The organism is Cobetia sp. MB87, from assembly GCF_011319755.1.
In the GTDB taxonomy this organism is placed as follows: domain Bacteria; phylum Pseudomonadota; class Gammaproteobacteria; order Pseudomonadales; family Halomonadaceae; genus Cobetia.
Genome location: NZ_VFBC01000008.1, coordinates 247,584 through 263,662, shown reverse-complemented (window position 1 = coordinate 263,662; position 16,079 = coordinate 247,584). Strand labels below are relative to the sequence as shown.

At 58.1% G+C, this 16,079-nt stretch carries 14 protein-coding genes; 7 read left to right on the top strand and 7 right to left on the bottom strand.

Translation table 11 applies throughout. The features are described from left to right. Positions 1-305 precede the first annotated feature (305 nt). Positions 306-1,664, top strand: a complete 1,359-nt coding sequence (locus CDPAHKCJ_RS10660) for a NarK family nitrate/nitrite MFS transporter (RefSeq protein ID WP_166019764.1) — start codon at positions 306-308, stop codon at positions 1,662-1,664. Positions 1,665-1,785: 121 nt separating this feature from the next. On the opposite strand, the gene CDPAHKCJ_RS10655 is transcribed toward CDPAHKCJ_RS10660, so the two are convergent. The 3 genes from CDPAHKCJ_RS10655 to dbpA all read right to left on the bottom strand — a co-directional run bounded on the left by CDPAHKCJ_RS10655 (position 1,786) and on the right by dbpA (position 4,331). Further along, the gene (locus CDPAHKCJ_RS10655; protein WP_166019763.1) at positions 1,786-1,953 is read right to left on the bottom strand and encodes a hypothetical protein; all 168 of its coding nucleotides are present in this window, start codon (positions 1,951-1,953) and stop codon (positions 1,786-1,788) included. 185 nt (positions 1,954-2,138) lie between these two features. Further along, positions 2,139-2,711 carry an N-acetyltransferase gene (locus CDPAHKCJ_RS10650; protein ID WP_166019762.1) on the bottom strand — a complete coding sequence of 191 codons (573 nt, stop codon included), beginning with the start codon at positions 2,709-2,711 and terminating at the stop codon, positions 2,139-2,141. A gap of 219 nt (positions 2,712-2,930) precedes the next feature. Beyond that, positions 2,931-4,331: an ATP-dependent RNA helicase DbpA gene (dbpA, locus tag CDPAHKCJ_RS10645; RefSeq protein ID WP_166019761.1), complete on the bottom strand. Its 1,401-nt coding sequence runs from the start codon at positions 4,329-4,331 to the stop codon at positions 2,931-2,933. A 1,107-nt stretch (positions 4,332-5,438) separates the two neighbouring features. Between dbpA and CDPAHKCJ_RS10640 the strand changes: the two genes are divergently transcribed. After that, a complete protein-coding gene (locus CDPAHKCJ_RS10640; RefSeq protein WP_205700845.1) occupies positions 5,439-6,956 on the top strand; it encodes a hypothetical protein in 1,518 nt (505 codons plus the stop codon). Between the two features lie 342 nt (positions 6,957-7,298). Here the strand turns inward: CDPAHKCJ_RS10640 and CDPAHKCJ_RS10635 are convergent, their stop codons facing one another. After that, entirely contained in the window at positions 7,299-7,733 is a 435-nt protein-coding gene (locus CDPAHKCJ_RS10635) for a hypothetical protein (protein ID WP_166019760.1), read from the bottom strand. A 405-nt stretch (positions 7,734-8,138) separates the two neighbouring features. On the opposite strand from CDPAHKCJ_RS10635, the gene CDPAHKCJ_RS10630 reads away from it, so the two are divergent. Beyond that, the gene (locus tag CDPAHKCJ_RS10630) at positions 8,139-8,642 is read left to right on the top strand and encodes a hypothetical protein (RefSeq protein ID WP_166019759.1); all 504 of its coding nucleotides are present in this window, start codon (positions 8,139-8,141) and stop codon (positions 8,640-8,642) included. A gap of 204 nt (positions 8,643-8,846) precedes the next feature. Further along, positions 8,847-9,161, top strand: coding sequence for a hypothetical protein (locus CDPAHKCJ_RS10625; RefSeq protein ID WP_043333722.1), 315 nt, complete (start codon positions 8,847-8,849; stop codon positions 9,159-9,161). Between the two features lie 116 nt (positions 9,162-9,277). Here the strand turns inward: CDPAHKCJ_RS10625 and CDPAHKCJ_RS10620 are convergent, their stop codons facing one another. Together CDPAHKCJ_RS10620 and CDPAHKCJ_RS10615 are read right to left on the bottom strand one after the other, a co-directional pair. Next, positions 9,278-10,150, bottom strand: a complete 873-nt coding sequence (locus CDPAHKCJ_RS10620) for an SIR2 family protein (protein WP_166019758.1) — start codon at positions 10,148-10,150, stop codon at positions 9,278-9,280. Further along, on the bottom strand, positions 10,140-11,201 hold the full coding sequence (locus tag CDPAHKCJ_RS10615) for a ParA family protein (RefSeq protein ID WP_166019757.1): 1,062 nt from the start codon (positions 11,199-11,201) through the stop codon (positions 10,140-10,142). The genes CDPAHKCJ_RS10620 and CDPAHKCJ_RS10615 overlap by 11 nt, the downstream gene beginning before the upstream one ends. Before the next feature lie 292 nt (positions 11,202-11,493). On the opposite strand from CDPAHKCJ_RS10615, the gene CDPAHKCJ_RS10610 reads away from it, so the two are divergent. From CDPAHKCJ_RS10610 to CDPAHKCJ_RS10600, 3 genes are all read left to right on the top strand, one after another. Further along, the gene (locus tag CDPAHKCJ_RS10610) at positions 11,494-12,384 is read left to right on the top strand and encodes a pseudouridine synthase (RefSeq protein ID WP_166019756.1); all 891 of its coding nucleotides are present in this window, start codon (positions 11,494-11,496) and stop codon (positions 12,382-12,384) included. Between the two features lie 140 nt (positions 12,385-12,524). Continuing rightward, entirely contained in the window at positions 12,525-13,718 is a 1,194-nt protein-coding gene (locus tag CDPAHKCJ_RS10605) for a DUF3500 domain-containing protein (protein WP_205700844.1), read from the top strand. Continuing rightward, the gene (locus tag CDPAHKCJ_RS10600) at positions 13,715-14,332 is read left to right on the top strand and encodes a hypothetical protein (protein WP_166019755.1); all 618 of its coding nucleotides are present in this window, start codon (positions 13,715-13,717) and stop codon (positions 14,330-14,332) included. Before CDPAHKCJ_RS10605 ends, CDPAHKCJ_RS10600 begins: the two co-directional genes overlap by 4 nt. Before the next feature lie 158 nt (positions 14,333-14,490). Here the strand turns inward: CDPAHKCJ_RS10600 and guaA are convergent, their stop codons facing one another. Continuing rightward, entirely contained in the window at positions 14,491-16,065 is a 1,575-nt protein-coding gene (gene guaA / locus CDPAHKCJ_RS10595; RefSeq protein ID WP_166019754.1) for a glutamine-hydrolyzing GMP synthase, read from the bottom strand. Positions 16,066-16,079 lie beyond the last annotated feature (14 nt).

Here is a 16,079-nt window from a genome sequence, read left to right as displayed (position 1 = left end):
GCCACTGCCATCGCCAAGGCATTGATCTTCTGGGACTTGTCCCGACCATACCCCCGCAACTGGCGCGCTACTTGCTTTGTTCCTGTCACTTGCCGCACAGACGCTCTGCTGCCGGCAACCATGGCATCACCGACTGCTGCCATCGCTATCCATGACGTGGACCAGGCTCTTCGGAGTACGAGTGCGTCGAACCAGGCCCCTCAAAGACGAGGCGCCCTTGCTGTCGTTCATTCACAGCCGTTCGACCACTCGCCGAGCACACCTGACTTCGTGCCCGGCACCGACGCTGAATCAGGAGCCCACTCATGGATATCCGCAACAAGGCCAGCCGCATCCGGCTGTTCAGCTTCAACACCCCGCAAATGCGCGCCTTCCACATGTCGTGGTTCGCGTTCCACGTCTGCTTCTTCGGCTGGTTCGGCATCGCGCCGCTGATGGCCGTGGTGCGTGACGACCTTGGCCTGACCAAGACCCAGATCGGCAACACCATCATCGCCTCGGTCGCCATCACGGTGATCGTGCGTCTCGCCATCGGCGTGCTGTGTGATCGCATCGGGCCACGCAAGGCCTACACCTGGCTCTTGTGCCTCGGCTCGCTGCCAGTGATGTGCATCGGTTTCGCCGACAGCTTCGAATCCTTCTTCCTGGCCCGCCTGGCCATCGGTGCCATCGGCGCCTCCTTCGTCATCACCCAGTACCACACCTCCGTGATGTTCGGCCCGAATGTGGTCGGTACCGCCAACGCCACCACGGCGGGCTGGGGCAACCTGGGCGGCGGCACCACCCAGATGCTGATGCCGCTGGTGATGGCAGGCCTGCTGATGCTGGGCGTCGAGCAGACCCTGGGCTGGCGTCTGGCGATGATCGTGCCGGGCATCGTGCTGTTCCTCACCGGGCTCGCCTACTACTTCTTCACCCAGGATGCGCCGGACGGCAACTTCAGCGAGCTGCGTGAGCGTGGTGAGCTGCCCAAGGCCGAGAAGGAATACAGCATGCGCGCCACCTTCGGCGCGGCGGCACGCGACATTCGCGTCTGGGCCCTGTTCCTCGTCTATGGCGCCTGTTTCGGGGTCGAGCTGACCATCAACAACGTCGCCGCCATCTACTTCTTCGATCATTTCGATCTCGATCTCGCCACCGCCGGTCTCATCGCGGGTCTGTTCGGCCTGATGAACCTGTTCGCCCGCACCCTGGGCGGCGTGTTCTCCGACCTGTTCGCCCGCCAGTCCGGCCTCAAGGGCCGCGTGCGCTGGCTGTTCATCGCGCTGCTGTGTGAAGGCGTCGCGCTGGTCGGCTTCGCTCAGATGGAAACCCTCGCGGTGGCCATCGGCATCATGCTGGTCTTCAGCCTCTTCGTGCAGATGGCGGAAGGCGCCACCTTCGGTATCGTGCCCTTCGTCAATCGCAAGGCACTCGGCGCGGTGGCCGGTATCGTCGGTGCGGGCGGCAACGCAGGCGCGGTCGCCGCGGGCTTCCTGTTCCGCAGTGAGGAACTGACCTACCAGGAAGGCCTGATGTACCTGGGCATGGGCGTGATCGTGATCTCGCTGTTCGCGCTGCTGGTGCGCTTCAGCGCCGCCACTGAAGCCGAGGAAAGCCGCGCCTATGACGCCGCCGTCGCGGACCGCAAGCAACAGCGCGAGCAGCAGCCCGCCTCGGCATAAGCGGACGTCTTTCTCCCCGAGCCAGACACAAGAAGGCCCCGCCTCATGGGAGGCGGGGCCTTCTTGTGTCTGGTGACGACTCAGATCAGCGGCGACTCATCGCGGCGCTGGCAGCCGAGCCTCAGCTATCGGTGGCGTTCTCGACGCTATCACCGGCTTCCTCGACGGCGTTGTCCATCTTTTCACCGGCCTTCTCCATCGGGCCTTCGTCCTCGCAACCGGCGAGCGACAGGCCACCGAGACCGAGCATGGCAATCATCAGCGAACTACCCAGAGTCTTGAGCTTCATGATGTCTCTCCTTGAATCATCGGTCGGAATGACGCGACACCTGCCTTCACATGCAGGCTGCCACGTGGTGTTACCCATGACATGGAGCGGGAGCCTTGCAGTTTCAAGGGTCACGCAACACCGAGTTGCTCGTTGCTGTCCACAACAACCGCTCAGAGCTGATCAGATCACCCACTCCAGACGGCTCAGATACCAAGCTCAGAGAAGGTATCGGGAAACTGCACTTCTCCGCCCAGCCCCTCCAGATAGTCCGGCAGCAACTCGAAGGCGACGAAGGAACCCGGCACGTCGTCATGATGGCAGTAGAGCCCGTAATGACACGCCGGATGAAAGCCCAGGTGGGTATAGAAATCCGCATGACCAGCCGCCACCACAGCCCCCGCTCCCAACAGCCGACAGCGCTTGACCGCCGAGATCACCAGCCGCTTGCCGATGCCGTGACGCTGATGCTGGGGCAGCACCGCCAGCGGTGCCAACGCCATCAGCACGCGGTCCGGGTAGCCGGAAAGCGTCACGCGCGACACCATCACATGCCCCAGCAGACCGCCCTCGCCTTCACTGAGATGGCGGCCGGTCTCCGGGTCGGTGACACGCTCAGCCACCAGCGAGATCTGCGCCAGATTGCCCCGGCGCAATCTGTCACCCAGGCGCGCTTCACGATGGCCGGCAAAGACGGACTCATGAATACGGTAGATGCGTTCATGATCAATGAGACGTTCTTCACGGATGCGAAGGTTGTCGACGGCGTTGGCAGTCATCACGAGGTACCGGATCAGCGCCCTGCCGATCAGGGACGTTACCTCAAGCTTAGCCACCGCCCGCAGCGGCTGCGAGCGTCAATCTGCTGCTCAAAAAGCACGAAGCCCGCCGTGGTGGCGGGCTTCGCTTGGGGTGATATCAAGGTCGCATGGCAGATGAAATACGTGGTGCAGCCTCCCTCAGAGAGCTGCTGATCACGCGACCTGACACTGCCCCGCTCAGCTCTTGAGACGACGCGCGCGGAAGGAGCGCCCCTTGAGCTTGCCGTTCATCAGCTGGGTGAGTGCCGACTTGGCGACATCACGCTCCACGGCGAGGAAGGTGGTCCGCGCCAGCACCTTGATCTTGCCGATCTTGCTGCCCTCCAGGCCACCGTCACCGGTCAGCGCGCCGAGGATATCGCCGGGACGCAGCTTGTCCTTCTTGCCTCCGTCGATCTGCAGCGTCGCCATGCGCGCATGGAAGGGCTCACGCGTCAGCATGCTTTTCGAGGGCAACGGCTCGGCTTCCAGCGTCTGCTCGAGGAAGTCTCCCAGCTTGGCCAGACGATAGTCTTCCTTCTCGGTGTAAAGCGTACAGGCGATGCCGGAACTGCCGGCGCGGCCAGTACGCCCGACACGGTGTACGTGGGCATCGAGATCACGCGCGATCTCGTAGTTGAATACCGCGTCCAGCGCTTCGATATCCAGCCCGCGCGCCGCGACATCGGTAGCCACCAGAATCGAGGTGCTCTTGTTGGCGAACATCACCAGCGTCTGATCACGCTCACGCTGCTCCAGATCACCATGCAGTGCCATGGCACTGAAGCCGTGCTCATTGAGGGCATCGCTGACTTCCTGCGCCTGACGCTTGGTGTTGCAGAACACCACGCTGGATTCCGGGCGGTACTTGAGCAGCAGGATACGCAGCGCCTCGAAACGCGCCTCGTCATCGGCGACACGGTGGAACAGCTGACGAATGCTGCTGTCATCGTGGGTGGAGGCCACCTCGATGCTGACCGGGTCACGCAGCATGCGCTCGGCGATCGGACGCACGCCATCGGCGAAGGTCGCGCTGAACAGCAGTGTCTGACGCTCTTCCGGGGTCTCGGCGACGATGGCATCCAGCACCTCGGCGAAGCCCATGTCGAGCATGCGGTCGGCTTCGTCCAGCACCAGAGTATTGAGCTCGACAAGGCTGAGGCTGCCCTTGCGCAGGTGCTCATCCACGCGTCCCGGCGTACCGACGATGATATGCGCGCCGTGTTCCAGCGAGCCCAGCTGCGGGCCGAAGGGCGCGCCGCCGCACAGCGTCAGCACCTTGACGTTGTGCAGGCCGCGCGCCAGACGACGGATCTCGCCGGCGACCTGATCGGCCAGCTCACGGGTCGGACACAGCACCAGTGACTGCACACGGAAGCGCGAGACCTTGAGGCGCGACAGCAGGCCCAGCCCGAAGGCAGCGGTCTTGCCGGAGCCGGTCTGGCCCTGGGCGATGACATCGCGCCCTTCCAGCATCGGCGGCAGGCTCTGCGCCTGAATCGGCGTCATGGTGTGATATTCGAGCGTGGCGAGGTTGTCGAGCAGCTCGGGCGCCAGCGCCAGAGAGGCAAAGGCAGGGGTGGCGGTGGCGTCAGTCACGGGGACATTCCTTCAATCGATGAACAGGCACGAGCCGAACGGGCTTACGCGCGGGCGCAGAGCATAGCAGAGCATGGCCACCAACGCCTGCCACGGATGTCTGCGCCTGATACCTGCTCCCCAGGCGAGATAGCCTTTTTGAGCAACGCCCTCTCTTGCTCGCCAGACTCGCCTCTCAGCACACCGTATGAGTCACCTCGAATTCAACTCAACTCAAAGCATGATTTTCGTCACGACAGGATTCGATTCCTGCCAAATATCATTTATTAATTATCGTTAATTAAACAAAATGGCCAACGGTCAGTTGGCATGGTACGGAAGCCAATATCAGACGTTGGCTGAGTCGCTGCGTATTTCACGCCGTGCATTTCCTGCAGCGCACTTCATGAAAATGGCGCTGGCATTCGTGACGGGTTAATCATCAAGACGTTCTTGTTATCTGCCTCAGACTATCAGTGCCAATGACACACCAGAATTGGCGCATACCGAGATGGGCCCACCCCCATGCCGAGCATGAGGAATGCCACCTCTCATCAGTGATGTACTGCGGGATACCGCTCGGCTACCGCAGCGGTGCCGCTGCGCGCCCAAAGGTTCTATCTGAATCTATGTCTTGAATATCAACGACTTGCAGATAGCGAAATGCTGTCCGTGCCGCACAGACGTTTTCAGTCTCGGGGTGGTCTCCCGAATTGGATCGTTGCAAGCGTACTGACCGGCAGCGCAAAGCCGCTCATCACACTGGCCATGAAACCGGTCATGGAACCGGTCATGGAACCGGTCATCAAGCCCGGCCCAAGGCACAGGTCGCTGATACACAGAACCGGCAACACCATGGAAACACCAATGACGTGAATCCTGTTACTTCATCGCCACAATGCACGTCACCACGCATAGGAAAGTTGCTGTAATAGCGTGAGAAAGAGAAAACGATATCGCACTGACAGATGATATTTACCCTCTGCAACACCACGGTCACCGCTGCCCCGACAACAGGGGAGCAGCAATAGAGCGGCGCAGTCATCAAGCCGCCAGCTGTCAGAGGGGGTCACACCTCTCTACCGAAACAGCCACTAGATGTCACTACGACCCAGGGAGCAAGACGACATGAAGGACCTCTCAAGAATCACGGGCTACGGATGTATCGTGGCCGGTGTCGGCCCGGCAGGCATGGGATTTCTGTTCAATGCCCTCAAGACAGGCCAGATCACGACACTGGCCCGCCACGGACTGCTGATTCTCGATGCTGGCGGCACCCACGCCAGCGGCAAGCTTGGTGCTGGGCGGCTGGGCGAATATCGCATCACCGCCAACTCGGTCGGCGATGTGTTCCTCGACTGCCTGCGCGACCCGGCACTCGCCGACGTGCTGGCCCCGCTCGAAGGCGAACCCTGCCTGGAGCGAATCCGGGCCGATCCCTACTCCTCCCCGCGACTCGATGAGATCGGCGAGCTGCTGGAAGCCGCCAGTGCCCTGGTATTGGCGCACATCACCGCCCTGCCGGGCGTCGAGATGTGGTGCGGCACCAGCCTGGATACGCTGCGATACCTCGACGGCACCAGCATTCTGACCCTCTCGCATGAACCGGAAGTGGCCCAGCGCACGTCGCGGCTGCGCACCGAGAACCTGGTACTCAACCTGGGCGGCCAGCAATGCCCGGAGCGATTGACCCAGAGCCTCAATCGTCAGGGACTGACACCGTCGCGGCGGGCACGCATCTACAGCGGGGATGAGCTGTTGCGCATGCCGCCGGGACAGCTACGCAGCCTGTTGCTGCCACGACTACGCCGTGGTGGTCGTGTCTGTGTGGTGGGTGGCTCGCACAGCGCCTTCTCGATGCTCGACGTGCTGGCCGACGCGCTGCGCAACACCCGCGTCAAGGAGATCACCCTGCTGCATCGCTCGCCGATTCGGCTGTTCTTCGAGAATGCCGAAGAGGCGCGCGCCGCAGGCTATCACTATGATGCCGAGCGCGATGTGTGCCCGATCAGCGGTCGCATCAATCGCTCCGGCGGGCTGCGCTACCGGGCACTGGCCATCGGTCAGGAAATTCTGGCCACTGGCCGCATCGAAGAGTGCGCGATGGACATCCAGCTGGTGCAGACCGGCCCCGGCAGTGCCCAACGCCTGGAACTGGCCAGCGAAGTGCTCGCCGACGCGCCCATCGTCGTGCAGTGCAATGGCTATCAGCCGATTCTGCCCACCATCAGCGACGCCCATCATCAGCCCATCACGCTGCGCGAAGTGAATGGCGGTCTGGATTCCGATGCCAACGGCAACCCCTGTGACATCCACGGCCAGCGTCTTGCGGGCCTCTACATGTTCGGGCTGGGCGCCGGGCTTGCCGTCGACCCGACTCTGGGCAGTGAAGCCTCCTTCGATGGCCGCATCTATGGCGTATGGCAGTTCCACAATCACGCCAGCCTGCCGGCCCTCCACGCCATCATCGCGCGCAACGCCAGTGACGATACACTCGCCAGCGACAAGACCAGCGCCAGCAGTGTCGTCAGCGAGAAGGCCAGCGCGGACAGCCCCGCGCAGGCGACCGAGTCCGAGGATTTCTCCAGCGCTCTCAAGGTGCTGAGTGACTCACTGGGCCTGCAGCAGAAATCCCGCATGGCGTAGCAAGGCATGACGTGACCTGAGCAAGCACAGTGCTGCCTGTGGACCTTGCCATCAGATGATTACGTAATGCCGGTTATGGAGCACAGCAGATACAATCATGGGCTTTACCATCAGCACATAAGCCAACTGATTGCCTTTTGGATAAACATAACAAGAAACAACACATAACAACGCTGGAAACCCCACTCTCCACGGCGCAAGCAACAAAGGCCACACGAAGACGTACGATGGCGATACTTCCCCACACAAAAGCGCCGCTCGGGCATGTCCCGAACGGCGCTTTTGTGTGTCATCTCATCAAGGGAAAGGGCCGAACCTTGCAGCCAGTTCGGCCACGGCCACTTAGCGTGCCGCTTCTTCCTCAAGGCGCGCCTGCTTGCCGCCGAGGGTGAAGCAGGTGTCGATCTCGCGCAGCATGAACAGCGCGACACAGGCCGCCAGCATCGGCCAGGCGGCGAAGAACAGCAGGTGATCGAACGGGTCCAGATACTGCTTGAAGGCAGAGAAGGTAGACCCGGCGTGCAGCAACAGCACCAGACCGTAGGTGAGGGTCTTCTTCACGCCGGTGACGAACAGCAGCAACAGCATCATCTCGACGACGGCAATCGCGATGACGATGCCTTCGCCCAGGCCACCGATGGCATAGAACTTCTCGAAGATGGCGGCGGCGTGGCCAGGATTGAAGAACTTGTCCAGTGTCCACATCGTGATCACGAGGAAGACCCCGAGGCGCAGCAGCAACAGGGAAATGCGGATTCGATCGGCGTACTTCGTCATGTCAATTCTCTCCAGGGGGGATGGTCCGGCGCTGCAACGCAGCGGGCACGTCCTGCTGTGTACGCACGAAGTGGCCGTCTGGTTGCATCGATTGATGATTTGTCTCGCAGGATTAACCACTTGGCAGCGCAATCCCGCCTTGAGGCCTCTTGACGCAAACACCTGCCACATCGGAGGGATTTAGCCTCCGCGAGCTGCCATGGTGGGGCGCGATGGCAGCAGTGACTGCCGCGCAAGCGGCGCTGACTCTCCCGCCATCCAACACTCTGCCTTTCTCGCTGTCTGATCCTTCAGCGGCAGTCGCCTTTGCTGCCTCGCCCTGAGCCTAGCCCTTCGGCCCTAGCCCCTCGACCCTAGACCCTTGACCGGCCTGCCGGTTCGCCCTTCGCTCTGGAGTTTATCCACATGGCCTCCAAGATTTATCACCCGTCTGCCTGCCCGTCGTCAGACGCTTCAATGCCGGACTCTTCAATAAAGCTCCCTCCTGCGCTGCGCCGCTGGCAAGCGTCCGAATCTGGCGATTCGCACCTGCCGCCCCACATTGCCGAGGCACGCTTTCCGGCCTTGAGCGCCCAACTTCTGGCGCATGCCGCGCGCATTGCAGCAGAACGCGAGCGCGGCGAGATTCTCGACTACGCCTGTGCAATGAGTGCGGTGCCGACGGTGATTCAGGAGATCTGGCTGGCCAGTGGCGAGCTTGAGACATTCGCATTACGCGAAGGCATCCAGGTCGAGAGCCTGGCGGAGCTGCTGGGCGAGCACACTCCCACTGCTAGCCCCGCCACCGCCGCACAAAGTGGCGTGCCAGCGCGGGTCGTGAGGCCACTTGATACTTTCGACTGGCTGCATCTGGCGCTGGAGCAACTGTTGCAGATACATCAGGATAAGCACCGTTTACACTCAGACTGATGTATCTCGGCGCCAAAACTCGTATGGTGAGTAGAGAGGCTCGGCCTGTCGTCGATCAAGACGACGCGCGAGCCTCTAGCACGACTGTCATATGCACGACTGGAACGCATTTCTGGTACGAGCAACAAGGCACGACATCAAGCACAGCACGCGGAGCAGAACATCACGATCGATCATTGAAAACGACCAGCCGAGGAGGTTCACATGAAGGTCTACAAACCTGAATGGCGTTGCACGCTCGACGTGACGGAAGGCCCCGACCCCACCGCCCGCTGGAAAACACGGCTTGCCTGGCGCCTGCGCGCCCTCGCCGACCGCTTTGATGGCGGTAGTCGTACGATGAAGATTGACTGCAATGTCACCCCGGCGCTCACCCGCGAAGAGGTCGACACCTGCCTGGGCAAGGGCTTCGCCCTCAGCCAGAATCTGATGCTGCAACTGGCCAACCACAGCGCCTGCGAAGATGTCCTACGCGACGCCAAGGCCGAGCTCTACGAAGAAGAGCAACACCCGATGTAACGGTCTGATCTCAGTAGAACCCCGCAGATCAGCCCATCGGTGAACGTAGTCCGCAAGACGCATGAAAAAGCCCTCCCGGCGATGCCGGGAGGGCTTTTTTAATTTAATCTTATTAATTAAGCAACAGTACCATGCTTAGCACGCACTTCATCTACTTTATCTGCAAGCTCACACAGCTTCTCTGAAAATTTAGTATGATCATTATCACTTTCTTGCTCATAGGATATAACTTGAATATTGTATTGAGATCTAATAGACTCTCTTATTTTATATGCGTACGATCTCGATCCAACAAGGGCATAACTTGGGTTTGAACTATCTGTTTCAATATTATTATTCTCTAGAAGTAAATTGATATCTGGATCTTCTATCCCACACCCTATAAACAAAACTGTATTCACCTTATAGAGAGAAGATGTAAGTTCAAAAAACTGACGATGCTTTTTTCTGAGCTTAAAATAATCAGAACGGCTTAATATTGTTTGAGATGAATGTTTAGCGCATCCGTGCATTTTAACAAGTATAGTTCCTGGAGACCTTATAGCATCCAGCAACCCATCGCGCGTATGATCAAATTGAGTAAAAGAGTCATTACCAGAATTGTCTATTAAAGACGATTCCATCAGCGTATCAAAATTAGTAGTGGAAATAATCTTAGGAGCTATATTTACAATCACCTCATGTGATGCAGAGGGCTTAAACCCACTCTCTATAAACACTTCCCTTATTTTAGCATTATATTCTGCATCACTACCTTTAGTGCGAATTACCTCGCCGGCATCTAAGAATTTCTTATGCTCAAGAAACTCATTAACTAATTGTATATCATTAGCCTCTGTCAATGTTTTTTCCTTTAGATAATCTAAAAGATCATGCCAACTTGGTAGTCTATCCCCATTCTCATTAGTTGACTGACTGGATATACCAGAACCTAAATGAATTATACATCGCTTCTCAACCAATTCACGCACAAGAGAATCAGGCCACATTAGCAACACCTCCAATATTCCTCATAACCTTTTCGGTTATAACATCAAAGGCTTTGATATAGTTCTTCGCTTGTGCATATTGAGAACCAGCCATTCCATCGGATGAATTGAGGTTTGCTATAGGCGCCCCAACATATTGAGACAAGGCCAAAATCCCGAACATATGAGGTATTTCGCCTAAATTTAGCTCTAAATGTGAATGGATACTCGGTTTCTTGTACCCCCCCATATTTTGTTGAACTTCAGGTTCGAAATTATCAATGATTCTTTGATATGCTTGTGTTGTTCTCACATTACCTTGAGCATCTTTTCTTGAAATATATGACTGCAATGTATAGCCTAAAAAACCACTATCTATAGATACTTCTTCTTTAACACCAGATCCAATTTTCTTCCATACAGTAGGCTTTTCTTCTTTAAATCTGACAATCCTCTCATTATAATATGATACCCAGCCATCAAACCATTGCCTAATATTCTTTATTGCCACCAAACTAAATATATCGCAACTCATTGGAGATATAAAATAGTCAGAAGCCAATAGAGCAGTTCTATTAATAGCACCCAAGCTTGGGCTTAAGTCGATAAACACATAGTCAAAATTTCCATCTTGCTGCTTCAGCAAAGTATTTATCCAATTTGATATTCTTATCCCACTTACATTATCCGGATTAGAAAGCTCATTCCACTTCTTACTTAATATATCTTCAAACGAGGCTAAAAAAGGATTGCCAGCTATAATAGAAGCACCAAATCTCTCACAAACAACAGGAGTTATCTTAGTATTTATCTCACTGCTACCAAGCTCATAATCATCAAAAGCATCTACAACCGTGCCATACTCTTTATCAAGATCACTATCATAATAAGGAGCTATGACCTTACTTGCCAGCTCATCTCCTAACATATAATGTGTGATATTAGCTTGGGGATCAAGATCTATAACTAACACTTTCTTATCATAGTTAAGTGCAACATGCGTGGCTAAATTGGCACAAAACGTTGTTTTTCCTACTCCACCTTTGTTATTAAATATTGCAATAGTCTTCATAAATCCTCGCACTGTTAATTTGTACTTATGCTAGACAATTATAGAAATGAGCGTTATAGCTTAAACTTAAGAGCATCACCTATAAATCATCAATATCTGTAAAAACAGACACTAAATCAATTTTTATAGATTTTCTACATAAAAATTCACGTTTCTTAACACAAGATCTATAAGCTCAAACTTATCCAATATGCAAATAACAAAGCACTATAAGAAAACTTTAAAAATAGAGATTTTGTAATAACTCATATACAATAAAAATCATAGCCCTATACCCAACCTCAGGCCTTCCATGTCCATTTCCGCGCGTCCTTCCAAGCTGAGTCTGCCTCAGGTCAATCCCGGTGTGACGACGGTACTGGAGTATCTACTGCTCAAGTTTCCGGCGATTGCCGAGTCACGCTGGCGCGAGCGCATGGCCGAGGGCAAGGTGCATCGCGATGATGGCTCGCGGATTACCCCAGAGTCGCCCTACCAGCCACACCTGCGCGTGTTCTATTACCGCGAGGTGGCAAGCGAGCCGAGCATTCCCTTCGCGGAGCGGATTCTCTATCAGGATGAGCACATTCTGGTGGCCTACAAGCCGCACTTTCTGCCGGTGACTCCCGGTGGCCTGTACGTGAATGAGTGCCTGCAGCAGCGGCTGCGCAAGCACACCGGGATAGAGGCGCTGCAGGCGGTGCATCGGCTGGATAGAGTCACGGCGGGGCTGGTGCTGTGCTCCGTCAATCCCGACACGCGCCCCCTCTACCATCAGCTATTCAAGTCGCGGAATATCCACAAGACCTATCAGGCCATCGCCGAAATACACAGCGAGGAATCCCTGGTGGGCCAGCAGTGGGAGGTGAAGAATCGTCTCGAACAGAGCGAGCAACGCTTTCGCATTCATGTCACCGAAGGCGCGGCCAACAGCCACTCGGTGATTCGCTGCGTGCAGCAGACTGACCACCAGGCATTGTTCGAGCTGCACCCTGTCACCGGCAGAACCCACCAGCTACGCGTGCATATGCAGACGCTGGGCTGGCCGATCCTGAATGATCGCTACTACCCCGAGCTGCAACCGCTCTCGCCGGATGATTACGCGCGCCCCCTGCAGCTGCTCTCCAAGGGATTCGAGTTCATTGACCCTGTCACCGGCGAGGAAAGACGCTTCGAATACGACGGTGACCTGACACTGGCGTGAGCCGTACATGCCCCGTGGCTGTCGTCGCCAGCCGACGCACAGGGCACGGCATGTGCACAAAGAAATCATCGGGTGAAGGCTTCCTGCTCGACGTCAGGCGGGCTAAGGTTTTCCTTCGTCCCCGGAAAATAGGCCCATCGATGTCCCGACGTCTCGTAGTGACCGGAGGAGCCGCGCTGGCCGCGCTCCTGTCCTTCCCCGTCCTCGCACAACAAGGGCACGATGGGCCGCCGCCCGATCACGATGGCCCGCCGCCGATGTCAGCGGAAGACCAGGCCCTGAGCGAGGCGCTGCGCGCGCGAATGGGCGATACTAGCACTCAGATGCAGAGCGTGCCGATCCCCGAGAGCACCGCCGAGTGCGGCGACACGCCAGGTTATGAGCGCATGCTGTGCCTGATTGATCTGCTCAAGGCCGACATCTCCGACGATGCCATCCTGCATAACCTGCAGCATGACTACTCCCTCGCAGAGGCCGAGAACTGGAGCAACCTGCCAGCCGGTGCCTTCCCGAAACGCCCCGGCGTGCTGCTGGGCGAGCTGAGCATCAAGCAGCGCGGCCTCGTCAAAGCCATCATGCTGGAAGCCACCGGCCATGCGCCGGATGAAGGCTTCGACGAGATGATTCAGACGCTCAACGCCGACGACTACATCAACACCGTCAGCACCGACTACAAGGCCGGTTACTCCTCCTACAACACCAAGTTCGCCTTCCTCGGCACACCGGGTGAAAGCGGCACCTGGGAGCTGTACTACGGCGGCCACCACATGGCCTTCGCCAACACCTACACCGACGGCAAGCTGGCCGGGGCCACCCCCTCCTTCCGTGGCGTGGAACCCTTCCCCTATTTCGAGATGAACGGCCGCGTGAACGAGCCGCTGACCCAGGAACGCGATGCCTTCGCCACCCTGCTCAGCTCGCTCTCCGAGGATCAACAGGCCGAAGCGACGCTGGAAGGCACCTACCGTGACATCCTCGCTGGCCCCCAGGCCGACGATGCCATCCCCGATAGCTATGAAGGCATTCCCGTCTCCGAGCTGGATGACGACCAGCAAGCGCTGCTGCTGAAGGCCATCGAAACCTATGTGGATGACATCTCCGCGCCGGAGGCCAAGGCCTACATGGCGAAGTACACCGCAGAGCTTTCGGACACCTACCTCGGCTTCTCCGGCACGCCGCAGGTCAGCGCCGAGAACGATTACGTGCGTATCCACGGCCCCTCGCTGTGGATCGAATTCTCGTTGCAGTCGAACAAGTCCACCGACAAGGTCGGCAACCACCCGCACTCGGTATGGCGGGATCGCACCGACGACTACGGCGGCCAGACCGAATGATCCGGCACGTTTCCTGGCGCACCGCCCTACTTGTCCTTGCCGTGATCTCCCTCGGCTATGGGGCCAGCGGGGCGGGAGGCGGCCTCATCGAGACGGCTCACGCCCACGCCCTGCCCGGCAGCGTGCTGACATTCGAGCAGCAATCGCAAGAAACGCTGCACCTCACGCTCCAATTCCCGCGTGAAGACCTGCTGATCGCCGCGCCGGCACTGGCAGCCCTTGGTGAGCAGGCACCAGGCCAGTCCCTGCCACAGCCACTGGTGGACCAACTCGGCGACTACCTCAGTCACCACCTCGCGCTCTCCGAGGATGGCAACAGCCTGCCGCTGAGGCTGAACGGGGCGCATATCGCATCTACCTATCAGCCACAACTCGGCGACTACGTGCTGGTCATCACCGAATGGAACGTGACGACCGAAAAGCCCGAACCGGACTCACTGCTACTGCAATACGATGCCGTGATGCACGAAGTCCGCAATCACCGCGCCGATGTCTACTGGCAGACTCCCGACGGTGCCACCCGCCCACTGGCCGGCTTCGGCTTCTTTCACTCTTCTCACGGCGTCCGGCTGAACCTGCAGAAGGCCAGGAAGGAGACAGCCGAGCAGAAGTGAGCAAAGCGGTAAGAGATCTCTGAATCGCGCCCACAAAAAAGCCCTTCCGGCCAATGGCCAGAAGGGCTTTTTGCTTGCTGCGTTCTCGTCTCGATCAGCTCAAGAGACCATCTCGACAGAACGCTGCCTCAGCTCAGCGAGGGGTGATCGTCAGGTGATCATTCCCACTCGATGGTGGCCGGCGGCTTGCTGCTGACGTCATAGGTGACGCGCGAGACGTGCTCCAGCTCGTTGATGATGCGATTGGAGACCTTCTCCAGCAGCTCATACGGCAGGTGCGCCCAGCGGGCCGTCATGAAGTCGACGGTCTCGACGGCACGAATGGCGATGACCCACTCGTAACGACGGCCATCGCCGACGACGCCAACGGACTTGACCGGCAGGAAGACGGCGAACGCCTGGCTGGTCTTGTGATACCAGCCGAAGTTGTGCAGTTCTTCGATGAAGATGGCGTCGGCTTCACGCAGGATGTCCGCGTATTCCTTCTTCACTTCACCGAGGATACGCACGCCCAGACCCGGCCCCGGGAAGGGGTGACGGTAGACCATGTCGTAGGGCAGGCCGAGTTCGAGGCCGACCTTGCGGACTTCGTCCTTGAACAGTTCGCGCAGCGGCTCGACCAGTTCCATCTTCATGTCGTCCGGCAGGCCGCCGACATTGTGGTGGGACTTGATGACGTGGGACTTGCCGGTCTTGCTGGCAGCGGATTCGATCACGTCCGGGTAGATGGTGCCCTGGGCGAGGAAGTCGACGTCCTTGAGCTTGGCGGCTTCGGCATCGAACACTTCGATGAAGGTGTTGCCGATGGCCTTGCGCTTGGCTTCCGGGTCGCTGACGCCAGCCAGCTTGCCGAGGAAGAGGTCTTCGGCATCAACACGGATGACCTTGACGCCCATGTGGCGAGAGAAGGTTTCCATGACCTGGTCGCCTTCCTTCTTGCGCAGCAGACCGTTGTCGACGAAGACGCAGGTCAGCTGGTCGCCGATGGCCTTGTGCAGCAGCGCCGCGACCACGGAGGAGTCGACACCGCCGGACAGGCCGAGCAGCACCTTGCGGTCACCGACCTGGGCGCGAACGCGATCGGTCAGGTCTTCGATGATCTTGGCCGGGGTCCACAGACGCTCGGACTGGCAGATCTCGATCACGAAGTGCTCGAGGATGCGCTGGCCCTGCAGGGTGTGGGTGACTTCCGGGTGGAACTGCACGCCGTAGAACTGCTTCTCTTCCCACGCCATGGCGGCGATCGGGCAGCTCGGGGTGGAGGCAGTGACGGTGAAGGTCTCCGGAACCTTCGCGACCTTGTCACCGTGGCTCATCCAGACGTCGAGCAGCGGGCGACCTTCGTCGTCCAGGTGGTCCTTGATGTCCTTGAACAGCGCGGACTCACCATCGACACGAATCTGGGCATAGCCGAATTCGCGCACGTTGGAGCCTTCGACCTTGCCGCCGAGCTGCTCGGCCATGGTCTGCATGCCGTAACAGATGCCGAACACCGGCAGACCCATCTCGAACACGCACTCGGGCGCACGCGGCGAGTCCAGCTCGGTGACGGATTCCGGGCCACCGGCCAGGATGATGCCGTTGGGGTTGTACTCGCGGATCTCTTCTTCGGTGATGTCGAAGGCACGCACCTCGGAGAACACGCCCAGCTCACGCACGCGACGCGCGATCAGCTGTGTGTACTGGGAACCGAAATCGAGGATCAGGATCTTGTGGGAATGGATGTCTTGCATCTTCAGTCTCTCAT